Consider the following 15,072-nt stretch of genomic DNA (forward strand, 5'->3'; position numbering starts at 1 on the left):
GTGGCTCAACGCTGGTTGTCGGCGCCACCCTGGCGCCCGGTTCCTTCCGAGCCGCTGCCATCCATTCCCGGCAAGTCCCGGTTGTCATCTTGCTTGGCCGGCGGGCTGTCGGGGTCGTTGCCCTTGATCCGCGGGTCGGTATCGCGTGGCATGGGCTGCTCGATAGGGTTGAGGGTGCTGTCCACGCCCGGCTTGGGCGCCGGGTTGTGCGGGTCGTCGGGGTAGGTGGGGCCAGTACCGGCGGCCAGGGCCAGCGGCGCAGCGAACAGGGTGATCAGCAGGATGCTTGAACGGGGCATGGCAGGCTCCTTGGCTTCGGGTAGGGCTGATACTTCCTTTCGGCCCCACCCGGCGCTGCTGGGTGCCATCACCCCGATCAACGGTCACACCACCAGTGACAGCAACAGGATGAAGATGATGCCGACGATCGACAGGATGGTCTCCATCATGCTCCAGGTCTTGAAGGTTTCCGCCACGGTCATGTTGAAGTACTGCTTCACCAGCCAGAAACCGGCATCGTTGACATGCGACAGGATCAGCGAGCCGGCACCGGTGGCCAGTACCAGCAGCTCACGGTTCACCCCCGGAACCAGGTCAATCACCGGCGCGACGATGCCCGCGCCAGTAATGGTGGCGACCGTGGCGGAACCGGTGGCGATGCGGATCACCGCGGCCACCAGCCAGGCCAGCAGAATCGGCGAGATCTCGGCCTGCACCGCCATCTGCCCGATCACGTTACCCACGCCGGTGTCCACCAGCATCTGCTTGAAGCCACCGCCGGCGCCGACGATCAGCACGATCGCGGCGGTCGGTGCCAGGCTCTGGTCGAGCATTTTCATGATCTGCTGGCGGTTGAAGCCACGGGCCGCGCCGAAGGTGTAGAAAGCCAGCAGCAGGGCCGCGAGCAGCGCGGTGATGGGGTGGCCGATCAGGTCCATCCACTGGCGCACGATGTGCTCGGCGGGCAGTACCACGTCGGCGAAGGTCTTCAGCAGCATCAGTACCACTGGCAGCAGCACGGTGACCAGGGTGATGGTGAAGCTCGGCAGGTTGCCCTGGTCGGACTCCTTGGCGATCTGGTCCATCAGCTCCTGCGAGGGGCTGCCGGGGATGTAGCGGGAGATGAAGTTACCGAACAGCGGGCCGGCGATGATGGCGGTCGGCAGGGCCACGATCAGGCCATAGAAGATGGTCTTGCCGATGTCGGCATGGAAGATGCCGATGGCCAGCAGCGGGCCCGGGTGCGGCGGGACCAGGCCGTGCACCACCGACAGCCCGGCCAGCAGCGGAATGCCGATCTTGATCAACGACACGCCGGAGCGCCGGGCGACGATGAACACCAGCGGTATCAGCAGCACGAAGCCGATCTCGAAGAACAGCGGGATACCCACCAGGAAGGCGGCGAACATCATTGCCCAGTGCACGTTCTTCTTGCCGAAGGCGCGAATCAGCGTTTGTGCGATCTGGTCGGCGCCACCGGAGTCGGCCATCAGCTTGCCGAGCATGGTGCCTAGGGCGAGCACGATGCCGACAAAGCCCAGTACGCCACCGAAGCCGTCCTGGAACGATTTCATTACCTTGGCCACCGGCATGCCGGAGGTCAGGCCAAGGAAGCCGGCCGCGAGAGTCAGGGCGACGAAGGGGTGGACTTTGAAGTGGGTGATCAGCAGGATCAGCCCGACGATGGTAACCAGCGCGTCGAGCAGCAGGAAGGTATCAGTAGCCAGTCCGAACATGGTTTGAAGGCCTCGGTCTTATCGTTGTTTTGGCGTAGATGTTTGAAACTTTGCCCGCAGGTACGGGTCGGGTAGCGCTGTCTTTGCCAGGCCGATGAAGCCGCCGGGTCAGGCGGTTTGGGCCAGGCTCCGCTCACCACGCTGCTTTAGCCAGCTGTCTACCGCTTCGGCAAGCGCGTCGATGGGTTGGGTAGCATCCAGTGGCAGGGTCAGGGGTTCGCCACGCGGCGATTCCAGCGCAGCGAACTGGCTGTCGATGAGGCTCGCCGGCATGAAATGCCCGGGACGGGCCAGCACGCGTTTTACCGCCTCGGCGGGCGACAGTTCGAGGAACACGAATACCAGCCCGGGCATGGCCTCGCGCAGGGTTTCGCGGTAGCGCCGCTTGAGTGCCGAGCAGGTGAGGATCGGGCGCTCCCCGGCCTGGGTGGTTGCCTGCAATTCCTGGCCGAGGCGCACCAGCCAGCCGGCGCGGTCGCTGTCGTCCAGGGGGATGCCAGCGCTCATCTTGCGGATGTTCTCGGCAGGGTGGAACGCGTCACCTTCGATCAGGCGGCCACCGCTTCGGGCGGCGATGGCAGCGCCGATGCAGCTTTTGCCGCAACCGGCCACGCCCATCACCACGATGGCAGACAGGGGAGAATTCATCTGTACCTCCTGCGGGTGAGATAGCGCTGTCTCGTCGTCGACGAACAGTCACCTCCCCGGTGTTATTGATCTTGTCATACGCAGTATGGACGCTCGGCGGCGAGCCGGCGGTGGCTGCGACCAAAGATTACATTGCCTGCGTCCTGAGACAGCGCTACCTTAGTGGCCGTTCCCCTTCCTTGCAAGTAGTAAAATTACAACATCCATGTCCCGCACCGGCTCGCGCACCACAGGTCGTCCTACCCTGGCTGAAGTTGCCAGGCATTCCGGGGTTTCCCCGATCACCGCATCGCGCGCCTTGCGTGGTGTCAGCACCGTTGCCCCGGCACTGGTCGAAAAGGTCGTTGCCGCAGCGGCAAGCCTGGGCTATGTGGCAAATCCGGCGGCCCGGGCTCTGGCCTCGGCGCGCAGCCAGTCGGTGGTAGTGTTGATTCCGTCGCTGTCGAACCAGCTGTTCATCGACACCCTGGAAGCGATCCACGATGTCATGCGCCCGCGTGGGCTGGAGGTGCTGATCGGCAACTACCACTACGACCTCGCCGAGGAAGAGAACCTGATCCGCAACTACCTGGCCTACCAGCCCTGCGGCATGCTGTTGACCGGCTTCGAACGCAGCGAGGCATCGCGGCAGATGCTGGCGGCCAGTGGCGTGCCGTGTGTGCACATGATGGAACTCAACGGCGACGCCGGGGCATTGTCGGTCGGTTTTTCACAGCAGCAAGCTGGGCGCGCTGCGGCACGCCACTTGATCGAGCGCGGGCGCAAGCGCCTGGCATTCATTGCTGCGCAGCTCGACCCGCGGGTGATGCAGCGTGCCGAAGGCTTCCGCCAGGCGCTGGCCGAGGCCGGCCTGCAGGCAGCCGAGTTGGAGGTGCTGGCGCCGGAGCCTTCGTCCATCGCCCTGGGCAGCGCGCTATTCAGCCAGCTGCTGCAGCAGGCGCCGGACGTCGACGGCATTTTCTTCTGTAACGACGACCTGGCCCAGGGCGCGGTCCTCCAGGCCTTGCGCCAAGGGGTCGAGGTACCGCGGCAAGTAGCCATGGTCGGTTTCAACGACTTGCCGGCGTCGGCGCACATGGTGCCGCGACTGACGTCGATCCGCACGCCCAGGGCCGCCGTCGGGCGTGGGGCAGCGCAGGCGCTGCTGGCGTTGCTCGACGGCAAGCGGGTAGCGACCGCCCAGCAGGACCTTGGCTTCGAATTGATGGTGCGGGAAAGCTCCTGACCTGCAACGCTGCAGAACAACAGCATTGGCTAATGAACCCGTAGCGATTTCTGCAGTGGTAGCACTGTGCTTGCACGGCGCTGGCGGCGATCTATGCTCAGGACACCGCGCACACAGGAGTCCGGGGTCATGTTCGATTTCCATCGCAAAGCCGATCTGGTCGAGATTCAGCGCAGCCATCAGGCGCTGGCCGGTTTGCAGGCCAAGCTGGCGGCGATCAGCCGTTCGATGGCGATGATCGAGTTCGCCCCCGACGGCACCATCCTCGATGCCAACGAGCGCTTCTGCCAGGCCATGGGCTACAGCGCTGACGAATTGCGCGGCAAGCACCACCGGCTATTCTGCGATCCTGCCTATGCGAAAAGCTCCGAATACCAGCAATTGTGGCGTGAACTGGCGCAGGGCAAGGCCCTCAGCGGTACGTTCGAGCGCGTCGACAAGGCCGGCCGTGAAGTCTGGCTGGAGGCCAGCTACATGCCGGTACTGGATGAGCAGCAGCAAGTCAGCAGCGTGATCAAGGTGGCGTCCGACATCAGCCAGCGGGTGGTCCAGGAGCACGAGAGCGAGAGCCTGCTAAAGGCCATCAGCCGCTCGATGGCGGTGATCGAGTTCACCCCGCAAGGGCGGGTGATCAAGGCCAACCAGAACTTCCTCGACACCATGGGCTATCGCCTGGAGGAAGTGGTCGGTCGTCACCACGGGCTATTCTGCCTGGCGCATGAGCGCGAGTCGGCCGGTTACCGCGAGTTCTGGGCGTCGCTCAACCGCGGCGAGTACCATTCGCACCGTTTCGAGCGCGTCGACAAGCACGGGCGGACGGTCTATCTGGAAGCTTCCTACAACCCGATCTTCGACAGCAAGGGGCGCTTGTACAAGGTCGTCAAGTTCGCCAGCGACATTACTCGCCAGGTCAGCACCCAGCAAAGCGCTGCCGATGCCGCCCACGCCAGCTCGGTGCAAACCGATGCCTGCGCGCGCAAGGGCACGCAGGTGGTACAGCAGGCCGTGCAGGTGATCGAGCAGATTTCCCATGAGTTGAACGACGCCGCACGCAGTATCGATGCGGTGAGCAAACAGTCGGATGTGATCGGCCAGATCGTGCTGACCATACGCGGGATCGCCGACCAGACCAACCTGCTGGCCTTGAATGCAGCCATCGAGGCGGCCCGTGCCGGCGAGCATGGGCGCGGTTTTGCCGTGGTCGCCGACGAGGTACGCAGCCTGGCGGCGCGGACCAGCAAGGCGACCCTGGAAATTGTCGATGTGGTACGCCAGAACCATGACCTGTCGCTGCTGGCGGTGGCCAGCATGCAGTCCAGCCTGAATCGCACCGGTCATGGTGTGGCGCTGGCCAACGAGGCGGGCACGGTGATCATGGAAATCCAGCAGGGCTCACGGCATGTGGTGGATGCCATCAGCCAGATCAGTTCGACGTTGCAATTGCACTGAGTGCATCGCCCAGCTCGACCAGCAGGCCCTGCAAGCTGTCCTGCAGTTGCACGCGCAGTTGCGCTGTCGGGCGGCCCTGGTCGTAGGCCTGTTCGATCGCTTCGCAGGCCTTGACCAGCGTCCGCACCTTGAGCATCTTCGCGCCGCCCTTGATCCGGTGAGCCAGGGCGCGCAACGCCTCGCCGGGGGCGTCTGCGGCCAGTGCGCGCAATGCCGCCAGGTCGTCGCTGACGCTTTGCAGCAGTTGCTCCAGCAGATGCCGCGTCAGTTGTTCATCGCCCTGGGTCAGGTGGTGCAGTTCGCCGAGGTTGAGCCCGCTGCCGGGATGCGCTGGTGGTTGCTGCGGCTGCTGCTGGGCCTGGGGCAGATGGGTCTTGAGCGTACGCAGGCCGATCGGTTTGAACAGGCATTCGTCCATGCCGCTGGCCAGGCAGCGGGCACGCTCCTCGGCCTGGGCGTTGGCGGTCACCCCGAGAATGCGGCATGGCGGCAGGCCGCGCTCGCCTTCGAGGCTGCGAATACGACGGGTCAACTCATGGCCATCCATGACCGGCATGCTGCAATCGGTTATCACCAGGTCGAAGTGTTCTGCCTGCCAGCGTGTCAAAGCGGTTTCGCCGTTCTCGGCCAGGGTCACGCGATGGCCCAAGGTATGCAGCTGGCGCTCCAGCAACAGCAGGTTGGCGGGGTAGTCGTCGACGACCAGGATGTCAAGCGGGCCGCTGTCGCTTTCCATGGCCGGGGCGTGCTGTTCGGCCTGCGCCGGTGCCGTGCAGGCGGGAAGCTGCAGGTTGATCTGCACCTTGGTGCCCACGCCCTCTACGCTTTGCAGGCTCAAGGTGCCGCCCATCAACTCGGCCAGGGTGCGGCTGATGACCAGGCCCAGACCCGCACCCTGGCGGGCCCGTGGGCCGTCGGCCTGGACGAAAGCATTGAACAGCCGGGCCTGGTCGGCAGGGCTGATACCGATGCCGGTGTCGCGCACGCTCAGTACCACCGCCAGGTGCTCAGTGTCCTGCGCGGAAAACTGCAGACTGGCCTGCACTTCGCCACGGTCGGTGAATTTGATGGCGTTGCTGATCAGGTTGGACAGGACCTGCTTGAGCCGCAGCGGATCAGCCAGGACCCAGACCGGCGTGGCAGGCAGTTCGCTGTGCAGGTGCAGGCCTTTGGCCCGTGCATTGCCTTCGAACACCCGCACGCTGGCGCGTACCAGCTCGACCAGGTTGGTGGGCACCGGCTGCAGGGTGATGTGCCCGGATTCGATACGCGAAATGTCCAGGATATCGCCAATCAGTTCAAGCAGGCCGATGGCTGAATCATGGGCAGTCTGCAGGGTCTGGGCGTCGCATCGGCCACTGCGGCTGTCTTCCAGGGCCATCTCCAGCAGGCCGATCACGGCATTCATCGGTGTGCGGATTTCATGGCTCATGGTGGCCAGGAAGGTGCTTTTGGTCTGGCTGGCCTGCTCGGCGTCGTCCTTGGCCTGGCGCAGTTGCTCCAGCAGGCCCCGGCTCAGTGCCAGCTGTGCTTGCAGCGCATGCTGGGCCTCGGTGCGCTGGTTGATGAGTTTGCGCAGGTAACTGTTCCAGAACACCACCCCGGCCAGTAGCAACGCCGATAGCACCAGGACCTGCAGGGCCAGGGTGCGGTAGTCGCGCCAGGGGCTGTCGCTGACCAGGGTGCTGGTGCGCCAGCGGTTGATCAGCTGGTCCAGCTCTTCCGGGGGAATACTCAGCAGCGCCTTGTCGAGGATCGCCTGCAGTTGAGGCTGGTCTGCGGCCACGGCAAAGGCGGCGACGGCGGGGTCGTCATCGAGCACGCTGGCGATGCGCAACCGGTCCTTGAATACATGGTTGATGTAATAGGTAGCATTGATGTGGCTGCTCAGGGCGGCGTCGGCGTTACCGTTGGCCACGGCCTCCATCAGGCCGAGCGGGTTGTCCACTTCGACCACCTTGGCCTGCGGGTAGCGTCGCTGCAACAGGGCCGTTTGCGGAGAGCCGCGTACCAAGGCAATACGCTGGTCTTGCAGCGCGCTGGCCACCACCGGTGACGGGGTGTCGCTGCGGGACACCAGTACCCGTGGGCTGACCAGGTAGGGACGGGTATAGCGCAGCTGTTTCGAACGGTCTGCGCCATAGCCCAGGGCACCGATCATCTGCGCGTCACCGCGGACCAGTTGCTCGATCATGGTGTGGGCCGAAGGGCTTTCGACCGGCTTGAAACGCAACCCCGTGCGCAGCGATATCTGCTTGAGCAGATCGAGGGTGATGCCGCTGGGGCGATGCTGGGTGTCGTTGAACGTCAACGGTGCCAGCGACGTGTTGACCAGTACGCTGATGTCGGGGTTGGCCGCGATCCAGGCCTCTTCTTCATCGCTCAGTGCGGCGAGATGACGCTGCAACAGAAGGCTGGTGTTACCGCTGCTCCAGCGGCGCAGGATGTTCAGGCGTTCGCTATCGCTGATGCGCGCCAGCGCCGCGTCGACCAGCCGGCGCAGGCGTGGGTTGTCATTGGCCAGGGCAAAGGCGAACGCCCCGGGGGCGACCGGGCAGAAGTGGTCGATCTTCAAGGTGCCCTGGTAAATCTTGCCAATCGTGAAATCGGTACTGATGGCATCACCCAGGTAGGCGTCGACCTCACCCAGCTCGACGGCGGCCAGCCCGGCGAGGGTCGAGCGATACAGGCTCAGTTGCGCTTTCGGGTACAGGGCCCGGACGCTGCTGGCGGGCAGGTAATGGTCGACCATGGCCAGGCGCAGGCCGGCAAGATCGGAGGTGTTCTTCAGGTTCGTCCCCTCGCGGGTAACGATGACCGGGAGGTCATCGGCATAGCGCGCGCTCAGGCTGAGCTGGGCGTCGGCCGCCTCGAACGCGTTGGAACTGCCCAGCAGGTCGATCCGGCCGTCCCGAAGCGCAGCGATGGCTTCATGGCGGCTGTCGAAGCGGCGCACTTCGATGTCGATACCTAGTTGCTCGGCAATGATTCCTGCGTAATCGGCGCTGAGGCCCTCATAGTCACCCTGGCTGACATTGATTTCCAGCGGAGGATAGTCGGGCCGTGAACTGCCCAGCACCAGGCGCTGGCGTTGCTGCAGCCATTGCCGGTCCTCGCTGGAGAGTGCCAGAGGCGCGGCGGCGCTGACCGAGCGGGCCAGCAACTGGCGAGGTTCGCTGTTGGCCAGCAGCGTGCCGGAGCTGACCAGGCCGATGGCCAGAAGGGCGCTTGCCAGCAGGCGCTTCATGACAGTCGCGCGCTCAGTAGACGCTGTTGCGCTTGGCCAGGTCGACCATTTCCACCAGCGATTCGGTCTTGAGCTTCTCCATGATGCGGCCCCGGTAGGTGCTGATGGTCTTGGCGCTGAGGTTCATGCAGGTGCCGATGTTCTTGTTGTTTTCGCCGCGTGCCAGGCGCCGCAGCACTTCCATTTCCCGGTTGGAGAGGCTGGCCAGGCGCACGGGCTCGCTTTCCAGGGAGTTGCTGTTGACCGACATCTGCGGAAAGGTCGAGTAGCCCTTGACCAAGGCCTTGAGGGCAAACAGCAGGGCTTCATGGTCTTCTTCCTTGGTGACGAACGCACCGATCCCGGCGTCCAGGCAGCGGCGCACGTACAGGTCGGTGGCCTGCCCGGTCAGCACCATGATCTTGGGCACCGGTTCCAGGCACTGCAGGCGCTTGATCACTTCCATGCCGTCCAGGCCAGGCAGGCCGATATCGAGAATGACTACATCAGGGCGCAGTTCGCGGGCCACCTGCGCCACCTCGCTGCCATTGCCGACCTCGCCGACGACATGGAAGCGCTCGCGCTCGAGTAGAAGGCGCAACGACAGCCGGACGATGGGATGGTCGTCAACGATCAGCACGGTTGTCATGAGGAAAACTCCTGTGAAGATGTGGTCCGCTTCCTGGATCACTCAGGAATACGTCAACAAATGGGGTTATCGGACGCGCTGCACGATACGACCATTCCGAACGTTTGGTAATGCCGAGTATAGAAGTGTTGAAAGTCCCCGCGTTTGTTGTTGAAAAGTCCTACAAAGGAGGGGCGTCGCCCTGGGAAAAAGCGGCGATGCCGGTTTTCAGGCCGTGCTGGCACAGGCGGAATGCGCCTTGTTCACGCGCTGGGTAGCGGCGGGATTATTGGCCAGGGCCTGGCCGACCCGTGCCGGGCGGGCCACCAGCTGGCCGGAGCAGTTCGGGCAACGGCCCTGGAAACGGGTATCAGCGCAGGTGCGACAGAACGTGCATTCGAACGAGCAGATCAGCGCGTCGCTGCTGTCACCCGGCAGGTCGGTATCGCAACATTCACAATTGGGGCGTAGCTCCAGCATTGCATGACTCCAGTTCGCAGGTGGGAATACGGAGTCTGCTACGCCTGCGACGCACCTGGCAATGCTCAGTCGCCAGGGCGGTAAAGGTGGGCGTGCCCGGCACGGTACAAGGCCGACTCGGCAAAGGGTGTGTCGCCCAGCACATGGCCGACCAGGATCAGCGCGGTGCGCCGAAAGCCTTTTGCTGCCACGCGTTCGACGATATTGCCCAGGGTGCCGCGCGCCCAGTCCTGGTCTGGCCAGGTGGCGCGATGGACCACCGCCACCGGGCACTGCGCGCCGTAGTGCGGCAGCAACTCATCGACAATGCGCGAAAGGTGTTTAACCCCCAGGTGAATCGCCAGGGTGCTGCCATGCCGCGCGAGGTCGCCCAGCTGCTCGCCAGGCGGCATTGGCGAGCTGTCGCCATAGCGGGTCAGGATCACCGTTTGCGCGACCTGCGGCAGGGTCAGTTCGCAGCCGAGCAGGGCGGCGCTGGCCGCTGTGGCAGTGACGCCGGGAACGATCTGGTAGTCGATGCCCAGTGCTTGCAGGTGGCGGATCTGCTCGCCGATGGCACCGTACAGGCTGGGGTCGCCACTGTGTACCCGGGCGACGTCATGGCCTTGCTCGTGCGCATTGCGCATGGCCGCGATGATCTGTTCCAGGTGCAGTTCGGCGCTGTTGATCACGGTAGCGGCCTGGTGGCCCTCGAGTACCGCAGCAGGCACCAGCGAGCCGGCATAGATGATCACCTGGCATTGGCGGATCAGCCGTTGCCCCTTGATCGTGATCAGTTCCGGGTCGCCGGGCCCGGCGCCGATGAAATAGACCGTCATGATAGTCCTTGCAGGAAGTTGCGGTGGAACGTTCAACAGGCCAGGGCGAGGGTGGCCGGCCCCAGTACCTGGCGGCTCAGCAGCAACCTGGCGGTACCCAGGCGCTCGCTGGCCAGCGCCAGCGCTGCGCTTTCTGCGACCCCCCAGCAACCGCTGTGAGCATGGGCGGCGGCAGAGTGGTGGCTGAGCAGCGCCTCGTAGGCTTGCAGTTGCCGGGTAGGGTACAGCACCAGCGGCACCGCAAGGCGTTCGGCCAGCTGTTGCAGGCCGGGCTCGTTGGCCTTGAGGCTGACGCTGGCGATGCCATGCAGATCGGCAAGCGCCAGGCCCTGGTTGTTCAAAGCCTGGCGCAGCAGTGCTTCCAGGGCATCCGCCGGGCACCCCCGGCGGCAGCCGAAGCCGGCGAAAAAACCCTGCATCAGGCCTGGCGGGCGCGGCGGAACAACCAGGTGCTGAGCATGCCCAGGGCCAGCCAGAAGACGGCATTGGTCAGCCAGGAGGCCAGCTTGAACTGGGTTGCCAGCGCTTCGGGGGCGAGGCTTGCATGTACCTCGGGTTGTGGCGCGCCAAGCACATGCGGGATCACCAGCAGCGCGGTGCCCAGCACTTTCAGCAGCCAGTGGCGGGCGAACACCAGCAAGGCCAGGCCCGCGGCGGTAGCGCTCGCCGTGCCGACCCACCAGGCCTGACGTTGCCCCAGGTCGGCGGCAGCGGTACCTGGCAGTTCCGGTGGCAGGCCCAGGGTAGGGGCCAGGCAGAACACGGCGAAGCCGGCCAGGCCCCACAGTGCACCGCTGCCGATACGCCGCGGTTCGCGCAGGCTGTACAGGGCGGCGAGGATCAGGGCGAAGCCGACCGCGACCACCAGGTTGCCGCCGGTGGTCGACAGTACCCTTTGCCAGCCGTCTTCCGGCGACCAGGCTTCGGCGTCGTGCTCATGGGCTGGCACCTCGCTGCCATGCTCGTGGTGTGCCGCTGGTACCGCCGACTCGTAGGTTTCCGCCTCGAGAATCAGCGGGGCGACCCAGAAGCTTTGCAACAGGGTCAGCAACAAGGCCGCAAGCAGCCCGCTGAAACCCGCCGTGCGGGCAATGCGCATGATCATCAGGCGTACTCAGTGGCAGGGGAAGGCGGCGCTGTGGCGGGTGTCGTGGGCCGCGTTGTGCACGGCCTCGATGTGGGAGAAACCTGCGAAGTACACCAGGCACAGGCCCAACAGGCTGGCGCCGACGGCGATGACGACACGCTGGCTGAGGGTGACCGGGGTGGTAATGCTGTGTGGCTTGGCACTGGTGACGGGCATGACGCGTTCCTCTGCTTTTTGGGGCGACGGGCAAGCGCGGCAGCCCCAGGCGTGACTGCCCAGGGGGATGCAACAGCGCCCGCCCACCGCGGGGTGTTCATGGACGTCAGGCCGGTCTCCGGGCTTGCGAGGAGGAGCCGGGCTCCTGGACAGCATCACCTTCCCATGCCGCCTACGGGCACAGTGGTATTGACGCTTCGCTCGCTTACCGTTGCGGGGGCAGCACCGGCTTTGTCCGGCCCTGCTCGAGAGCCTGCGACGCACCGGTTTCCCGTTTCACCCCAAGGGGGCACCTGAACGCGAGGTGTAAGAAGAGCATGGGTTGGGCGTGGCGTCAATGTGCGAAGCGCTGGATCAGCCGCGCGCGAAGGCGGCCAGCTTGTCGCCATCCAGTCGGTAGCGCACCCACTCGTCCTGTGCTTCGGCCCCCAGCGACTGGTAGAAGCCTATCGCCGGCTCGTTCCAGTCCAGCACGCTCCATTCGAGCCGTCCGCACTGGTTGGCCACCGCTTCGCGGGCAATGTGCCGCAGCAATTGCCGGCCGGCGCCGTCGCCGCGCTGTTCCGGGGTCACGTACAGGTCTTCGAGGTAGATGCCGTTGCGCCCGAGCCAGGTCGAGTAGCTATAGAAATACACGGCGAAACCGATGGCCCGGCCGTCACGCTCGCAGATCAGGCTGCGCACTGTGCTGCCCGCGCCGAACAGGCTGTGCTCGATATCGGCAATACTGGCGACCACCTCGTGGCGGGCGCGTTCATACTCGGCCAGCTCGGTGATGAAGGCCAGGATCTGCGCGGCATCAGTGGGGACGGCAGGGCGAATGGTGACGGTCATGGCGAGGGCTTCCTTGGGCGCTTATTGTCGGTACAGTAATGTGTATCTACTTAATTTTCCGAAACTGTACCAGTCGCCGGCAAGGCGACTCCGTTAGTGTGGCAGCACCCATGAAGAAAATGGAATGCCCGCCATGCTTGCCTCTGCCGACCTGCTGACTGCTTTCGTGCTGTTCGCCTTCGTGTCCTCGATCACCCCGGGGCCCAACAACACCATGCTGCTGGCCTCGGGGGTGAACTTCGGTGTGCGCCGCTCGATTCCCCATGCCATGGGCATCAGCGTCGGTTTCATGGTGATGGTGCTGGCCGTAGGCCTGGGCCTGGGCGAGGTGTTCAAGGCCTGGCCGGCGCTGTACACGGTACTGCGCTACAGCGGCGCGGCCTACCTGCTGTACCTGGCCTGGAAGATCGCCACCTCCGGGCCGGTCGGCACGGCCTCGTCCGCCGCCCGCAAACCGCTGGGCTTCTGGGGGGCTGCGGCGTTCCAGTGGGTCAACCCCAAGGCCTGGGTGATGGCGGTGGGGGCCATTACCACTTACACTCCGGCGCAAGGCTATGTGGCCAACGTGATCGTGATTGCCGCCTTGTTCGCCCTGGTCAACCTGCCCAGCGTCGGCGTTTGGGTGATGTTCGGCAGCGCCCTGCGCAACCTGTTGCAGAACCCGCGCTGGCTGATGCTGTTCAATGTCCTGATGGCCTTGCTGCTGGTGATTTCGCTGTACCCGCTGCTGTTTGTAGAATCAGCGTTTTCCTGAGCCCGCGAGTACGCCAAACCGATGCAGTTGATTCCCTGGTCACATGAATGCGCTGAAGGCTTCACCCTGCGTGGCTGGCGAACCCCGGCCAGTGGCCGGCCGCTGCTGCATTTCCTGCACGGCAATGGCTTTTGCTGTCTGACCTACCAGCCCTTGCTGATGCGTCTGGGTGAACATTTCGACCTGTGGCTCAGCGATGTCCAGGGCCATGGCGACAGCGACCATGGTGGGGCATTTCGCGGCTGGAATCGTACCGCCGCGCTGGCGCTGGAAGCCTTCGCCGCCGGGCGCGGCGAGTATGGCGAGGTACCGCGGTTTGCCGTGGGGCACAGCTTTGGGGGCGTGCTCACCGGCTTGATCCTGGCCAGTGAACCGCAACTGTTCAGCCGTGCCGTGCTGCTTGATCCGGTGTTGTTCAGCCGGCGCATGCTCGGGGTAATGGGCGCGGCTGCATTGCTTGGCCTGCACCGGCGCCACGGCCTCGCACGCAAGGCTGCCAGCCGCCGCAGCCACTGGCCCGATCGAGCGACAGCGCTGGCTTCGCTGCAGGGCCGCGGCATCTTCAAGGGGTGGACTGATGCAGCGCTGCAAGCGTATGTCGAGCATGCCATTGGTGATTGCGGCGAGTCGGTGGTGCTCAAGTGCCGGCCCAGCCGCGAAGTGGAGATATTCAGCTCGTTCCCCCGGCGTCTTTGGGCCAGCCTGGCAGCGATCCGCACACCCACACAGGTCTTGTATGGTGAGCATACGTACCCCTTCGTGCCCCATTCGGTCAACCGCCTGGCAGCGCTCAATGCTTGGGTAACCAGCAGGCAGGTTGCCGGTGGGCATTGCTTCATGCAGGAACATCCCGAGGCTTGCGCCGATGCCGTGCGGGCGTTCCTGCAGCAGTAACCGGCGGGATAGTTTTCCAGACAGCGTTGCGCAGGACGGCGTGGGTAACCTTGGGCTTTTCCCGAGCCTATGCCATGACCAGCCAGACCTTGCTGACCCCCGCCTATCTGCAAAAGCGCTACGACTACTCCTGTGCCGCAATCGAGTCGCTCAGGCGAACCATGCACAGTACGCTGGCACCGCTGACAGCAGGCTCACCCCTGGCCGTGGTCAGCGTGGGCTCCTACGGTCGATGCGAAGTTTCCCAGGTTTCGGACATCGACTTCTTCATCGTGCATGACAGCAGCTTGCCAGTGCAGCGTCTGGACCAGATATTGCGCCAGGTCGGCGACGCCCTGCGGCCTGTCAGCCACCCAGGCGAGAGCGACGTGGCCAAGTTCGGCCGGGATGCGCTGGCCCACTATGCGGACCTGAGCGAGCACATAGGCTGGAAGCGTGAAGGCAGCAGCGCGTTGACTAGGCGCATGTTGATGCTGCTCGAAGGCCGCCCCCTGTATGGGCAGGCCGCCTTTGCCAGGTGGCAACATGACCTGCTGCGCCGTTATGTGCCTGATGACCATGGCCACGGCCTTGCCAGGTTCCTGCTTAACGACCTGATTCGCTACTACCGGACCCTGATGGCAAACTTCGAGGAGAAAAGAGCCGAGGGCAAGGCCTGGGGGGTACGCAACATCAAATTGCTGTTTTCCCGGAAACTGCTTCTTGCAGGCGGCATCGTAGCCGTCGCCGAAGTACACGGCCTGCCTGCGCCAGCCAAGGTCGACCGCCTTCGACAGTTGCTGGCCCTGACCCCGTTGCAGCGCCTGGCCACGCTCGGCGCTGACAATCCTCACAGCGACGCGCTGTTCGAAGACTACGCGGTCTTTCTCGAGTTGATTTCCTCGGCGGAAAACCGCCGCAATCTGGACCGACTGGCGCCTGACCAGGCAATGGCGGATCCGCTTTATCGGCAGCTGCGCAAGCGCGGGCAAGCCTTTTCGTTGCAACTGGAACGTTGGTTGAGGGCACAATACCCGGGGCACCCGATACTCCACGCCATGTGCTTCTGATTGTCCCTCAGGTGGGACGATGTATGCC

General features: G+C 64.5%; 15 protein-coding genes, 2 pseudogenes and 1 riboswitch. Of the genes and pseudogenes, 6 read left to right on the forward strand and 11 right to left on the reverse strand.

Features of this window, described 5'->3' with window-relative positions; all coding sequences use genetic code 11:
* Positions 1-5: 5 nt before the first annotated feature.
* From QSV36_RS23645 to QSV36_RS23655, 3 genes are all read right to left on the reverse strand, one after another.
* On the reverse strand, positions 6-299 hold the full coding sequence (locus QSV36_RS23645) for a hypothetical protein (protein ID WP_289135072.1): 294 nt from the start codon (positions 297-299) through the stop codon (positions 6-8).
* A gap of 84 nt (positions 300-383) precedes the next feature.
* The gene (locus QSV36_RS23650) at positions 384-1,736 is read right to left on the reverse strand and encodes a GntP family permease (RefSeq protein WP_170030110.1); all 1,353 of its coding nucleotides are present in this window, start codon (positions 1,734-1,736) and stop codon (positions 384-386) included.
* 108 nt (positions 1,737-1,844) lie between these two features.
* On the reverse strand, positions 1,845-2,384 hold the full coding sequence (locus QSV36_RS23655) for a gluconokinase (RefSeq protein WP_289135076.1): 540 nt from the start codon (positions 2,382-2,384) through the stop codon (positions 1,845-1,847).
* 205 nt (positions 2,385-2,589) lie between these two features.
* Here QSV36_RS23655 and gnuR point away from each other — a divergent pair, with 205 nt between their 5' ends.
* The 3 genes and pseudogenes from gnuR to QSV36_RS26190 form a co-directional block, all read left to right on the forward strand.
* Positions 2,590-3,609 (forward strand): transcriptional regulator GnuR, encoded by a 1,020-nt coding sequence (gnuR, locus tag QSV36_RS23660; RefSeq protein WP_289135079.1) that lies wholly within the window; start codon positions 2,590-2,592, stop codon positions 3,607-3,609.
* Positions 3,610-3,837: 228 nt separating this feature from the next.
* Positions 3,838-4,521, forward strand: a pseudogene (locus QSV36_RS26185) (PAS domain-containing protein); the annotation flags it as partial.
* 105 nt (positions 4,522-4,626) lie between these two features.
* A pseudogene (locus QSV36_RS26190) lies at positions 4,627-5,058 on the forward strand (methyl-accepting chemotaxis protein); the annotation flags it as partial.
* Here the strand turns inward: QSV36_RS26190 and QSV36_RS23670 are convergent.
* The 8 genes from QSV36_RS23670 to QSV36_RS23705 form a co-directional block, all read right to left on the reverse strand.
* On the reverse strand, positions 5,033-8,305 hold the full coding sequence (locus QSV36_RS23670; protein WP_289135085.1) for a transporter substrate-binding domain-containing protein: 3,273 nt from the start codon (positions 8,303-8,305) through the stop codon (positions 5,033-5,035). The pseudogene QSV36_RS26190 and the gene QSV36_RS23670 overlap by 26 nt on opposite strands.
* Before the next feature lie 13 nt (positions 8,306-8,318).
* A complete protein-coding gene (locus tag QSV36_RS23675; protein WP_225777646.1) occupies positions 8,319-8,933 on the reverse strand; it encodes a response regulator transcription factor in 615 nt (204 codons plus the stop codon).
* Positions 8,934-9,140: 207 nt separating this feature from the next.
* Positions 9,141-9,392, reverse strand: a complete 252-nt coding sequence (locus tag QSV36_RS23680) for a DUF1272 domain-containing protein (RefSeq protein WP_289135088.1) — start codon at positions 9,390-9,392, stop codon at positions 9,141-9,143.
* 65 nt (positions 9,393-9,457) lie between these two features.
* Positions 9,458-10,210, reverse strand: coding sequence for a precorrin-4 C(11)-methyltransferase (gene cobM, locus QSV36_RS23685; RefSeq protein WP_289135091.1), 753 nt, complete (start codon positions 10,208-10,210; stop codon positions 9,458-9,460).
* 32 nt (positions 10,211-10,242) lie between these two features.
* Entirely contained in the window at positions 10,243-10,629 is a 387-nt protein-coding gene (locus QSV36_RS23690) for a cobalamin biosynthesis protein (protein WP_289135094.1), read from the reverse strand.
* A complete protein-coding gene (locus QSV36_RS23695) occupies positions 10,629-11,315 on the reverse strand; it encodes a CbtA family protein (protein WP_289135097.1) in 687 nt (228 codons plus the stop codon). Before QSV36_RS23695 ends, QSV36_RS23690 begins: the two co-directional genes overlap by 1 nt.
* 9 nt (positions 11,316-11,324) lie before the next feature.
* Positions 11,325-11,513 carry a CbtB domain-containing protein gene (locus QSV36_RS23700; RefSeq protein ID WP_289135100.1) on the reverse strand — a complete coding sequence of 63 codons (189 nt, stop codon included), beginning with the start codon at positions 11,511-11,513 and terminating at the stop codon, positions 11,325-11,327.
* A 92-nt stretch (positions 11,514-11,605) separates the two neighbouring features.
* Positions 11,606-11,825: riboswitch (cobalamin riboswitch) on the reverse strand.
* 42 nt (positions 11,826-11,867) lie between these two features.
* Positions 11,868-12,347, reverse strand: coding sequence for a GNAT family N-acetyltransferase (locus QSV36_RS23705; protein WP_289135102.1), 480 nt, complete (start codon positions 12,345-12,347; stop codon positions 11,868-11,870).
* 124 nt (positions 12,348-12,471) lie between these two features.
* Between QSV36_RS23705 and QSV36_RS23710 the strand changes: the two genes are divergently transcribed.
* The 3 genes from QSV36_RS23710 (at position 12,472) to QSV36_RS23720 (ending at position 15,044) form a co-directional block, all read left to right on the forward strand.
* Positions 12,472-13,101 (forward strand): LysE family translocator, encoded by a 630-nt coding sequence (locus QSV36_RS23710; protein WP_289135105.1) that lies wholly within the window; start codon positions 12,472-12,474, stop codon positions 13,099-13,101.
* Between the two features lie 21 nt (positions 13,102-13,122).
* Positions 13,123-13,995: an alpha/beta fold hydrolase gene (locus QSV36_RS23715; RefSeq protein WP_289135108.1), complete on the forward strand. Its 873-nt coding sequence runs from the start codon at positions 13,123-13,125 to the stop codon at positions 13,993-13,995.
* A gap of 74 nt (positions 13,996-14,069) precedes the next feature.
* The gene (locus tag QSV36_RS23720) at positions 14,070-15,044 is read left to right on the forward strand and encodes a hypothetical protein (protein ID WP_289135111.1); all 975 of its coding nucleotides are present in this window, start codon (positions 14,070-14,072) and stop codon (positions 15,042-15,044) included.
* The last annotated feature ends 28 nt before the right edge of the window (positions 15,045-15,072 follow it).

The organism is Pseudomonas sp. BCRC 81390 (genome assembly GCF_030341915.1).
Taxonomy (GTDB): Bacteria; Pseudomonadota; Gammaproteobacteria; order Pseudomonadales; family Pseudomonadaceae; genus Aquipseudomonas.

Coding starts and splice junctions, on each gene's coding strand:
- QSV36_RS23695 (WP_289135097.1), bottom strand. CDS start 11,315: ATGATCATGCGCATTGCCCGCACGGCGGGTTTCAGCGGGCTGCTTGCG.
- QSV36_RS23680 (WP_289135088.1), bottom strand. CDS start 9,392: ATGCTGGAGCTACGCCCCAATTGTGAATGTTGCGATACCGACCTGCCG.
- gnuR (WP_289135079.1), top strand. CDS start 2,590: ATGTCCCGCACCGGCTCGCGCACCACAGGTCGTCCTACCCTGGCTGAA.
- QSV36_RS23710 (WP_289135105.1), top strand. CDS start 12,472: ATGCCCGCCATGCTTGCCTCTGCCGACCTGCTGACTGCTTTCGTGCTG.
- QSV36_RS23670 (WP_289135085.1), bottom strand. CDS start 8,305: ATGAAGCGCCTGCTGGCAAGCGCCCTTCTGGCCATCGGCCTGGTCAGC.
- cobM (WP_289135091.1), bottom strand. CDS start 10,210: ATGACGGTCTATTTCATCGGCGCCGGGCCCGGCGACCCGGAACTGATC.
- QSV36_RS23650 (WP_170030110.1), bottom strand. CDS start 1,736: ATGTTCGGACTGGCTACTGATACCTTCCTGCTGCTCGACGCGCTGGTT.
- QSV36_RS23705 (WP_289135102.1), bottom strand. CDS start 12,347: ATGACCGTCACCATTCGCCCTGCCGTCCCCACTGATGCCGCGCAGATC.
- QSV36_RS23645 (WP_289135072.1), bottom strand. CDS start 299: ATGCCCCGTTCAAGCATCCTGCTGATCACCCTGTTCGCTGCGCCGCTG.
- QSV36_RS23690 (WP_289135094.1), bottom strand. CDS start 10,629: ATGCAGGGTTTTTTCGCCGGCTTCGGCTGCCGCCGGGGGTGCCCGGCG.
- QSV36_RS23700 (WP_289135100.1), bottom strand. CDS start 11,513: ATGCCCGTCACCAGTGCCAAGCCACACAGCATTACCACCCCGGTCACC.
- QSV36_RS23655 (WP_289135076.1), bottom strand. CDS start 2,384: ATGAATTCTCCCCTGTCTGCCATCGTGGTGATGGGCGTGGCCGGTTGC.
- QSV36_RS23715 (WP_289135108.1), top strand. CDS start 13,123: ATGCAGTTGATTCCCTGGTCACATGAATGCGCTGAAGGCTTCACCCTG.
- QSV36_RS23720 (WP_289135111.1), top strand. CDS start 14,070: ATGACCAGCCAGACCTTGCTGACCCCCGCCTATCTGCAAAAGCGCTAC.
- QSV36_RS23675 (WP_225777646.1), bottom strand. CDS start 8,933: ATGACAACCGTGCTGATCGTTGACGACCATCCCATCGTCCGGCTGTCG.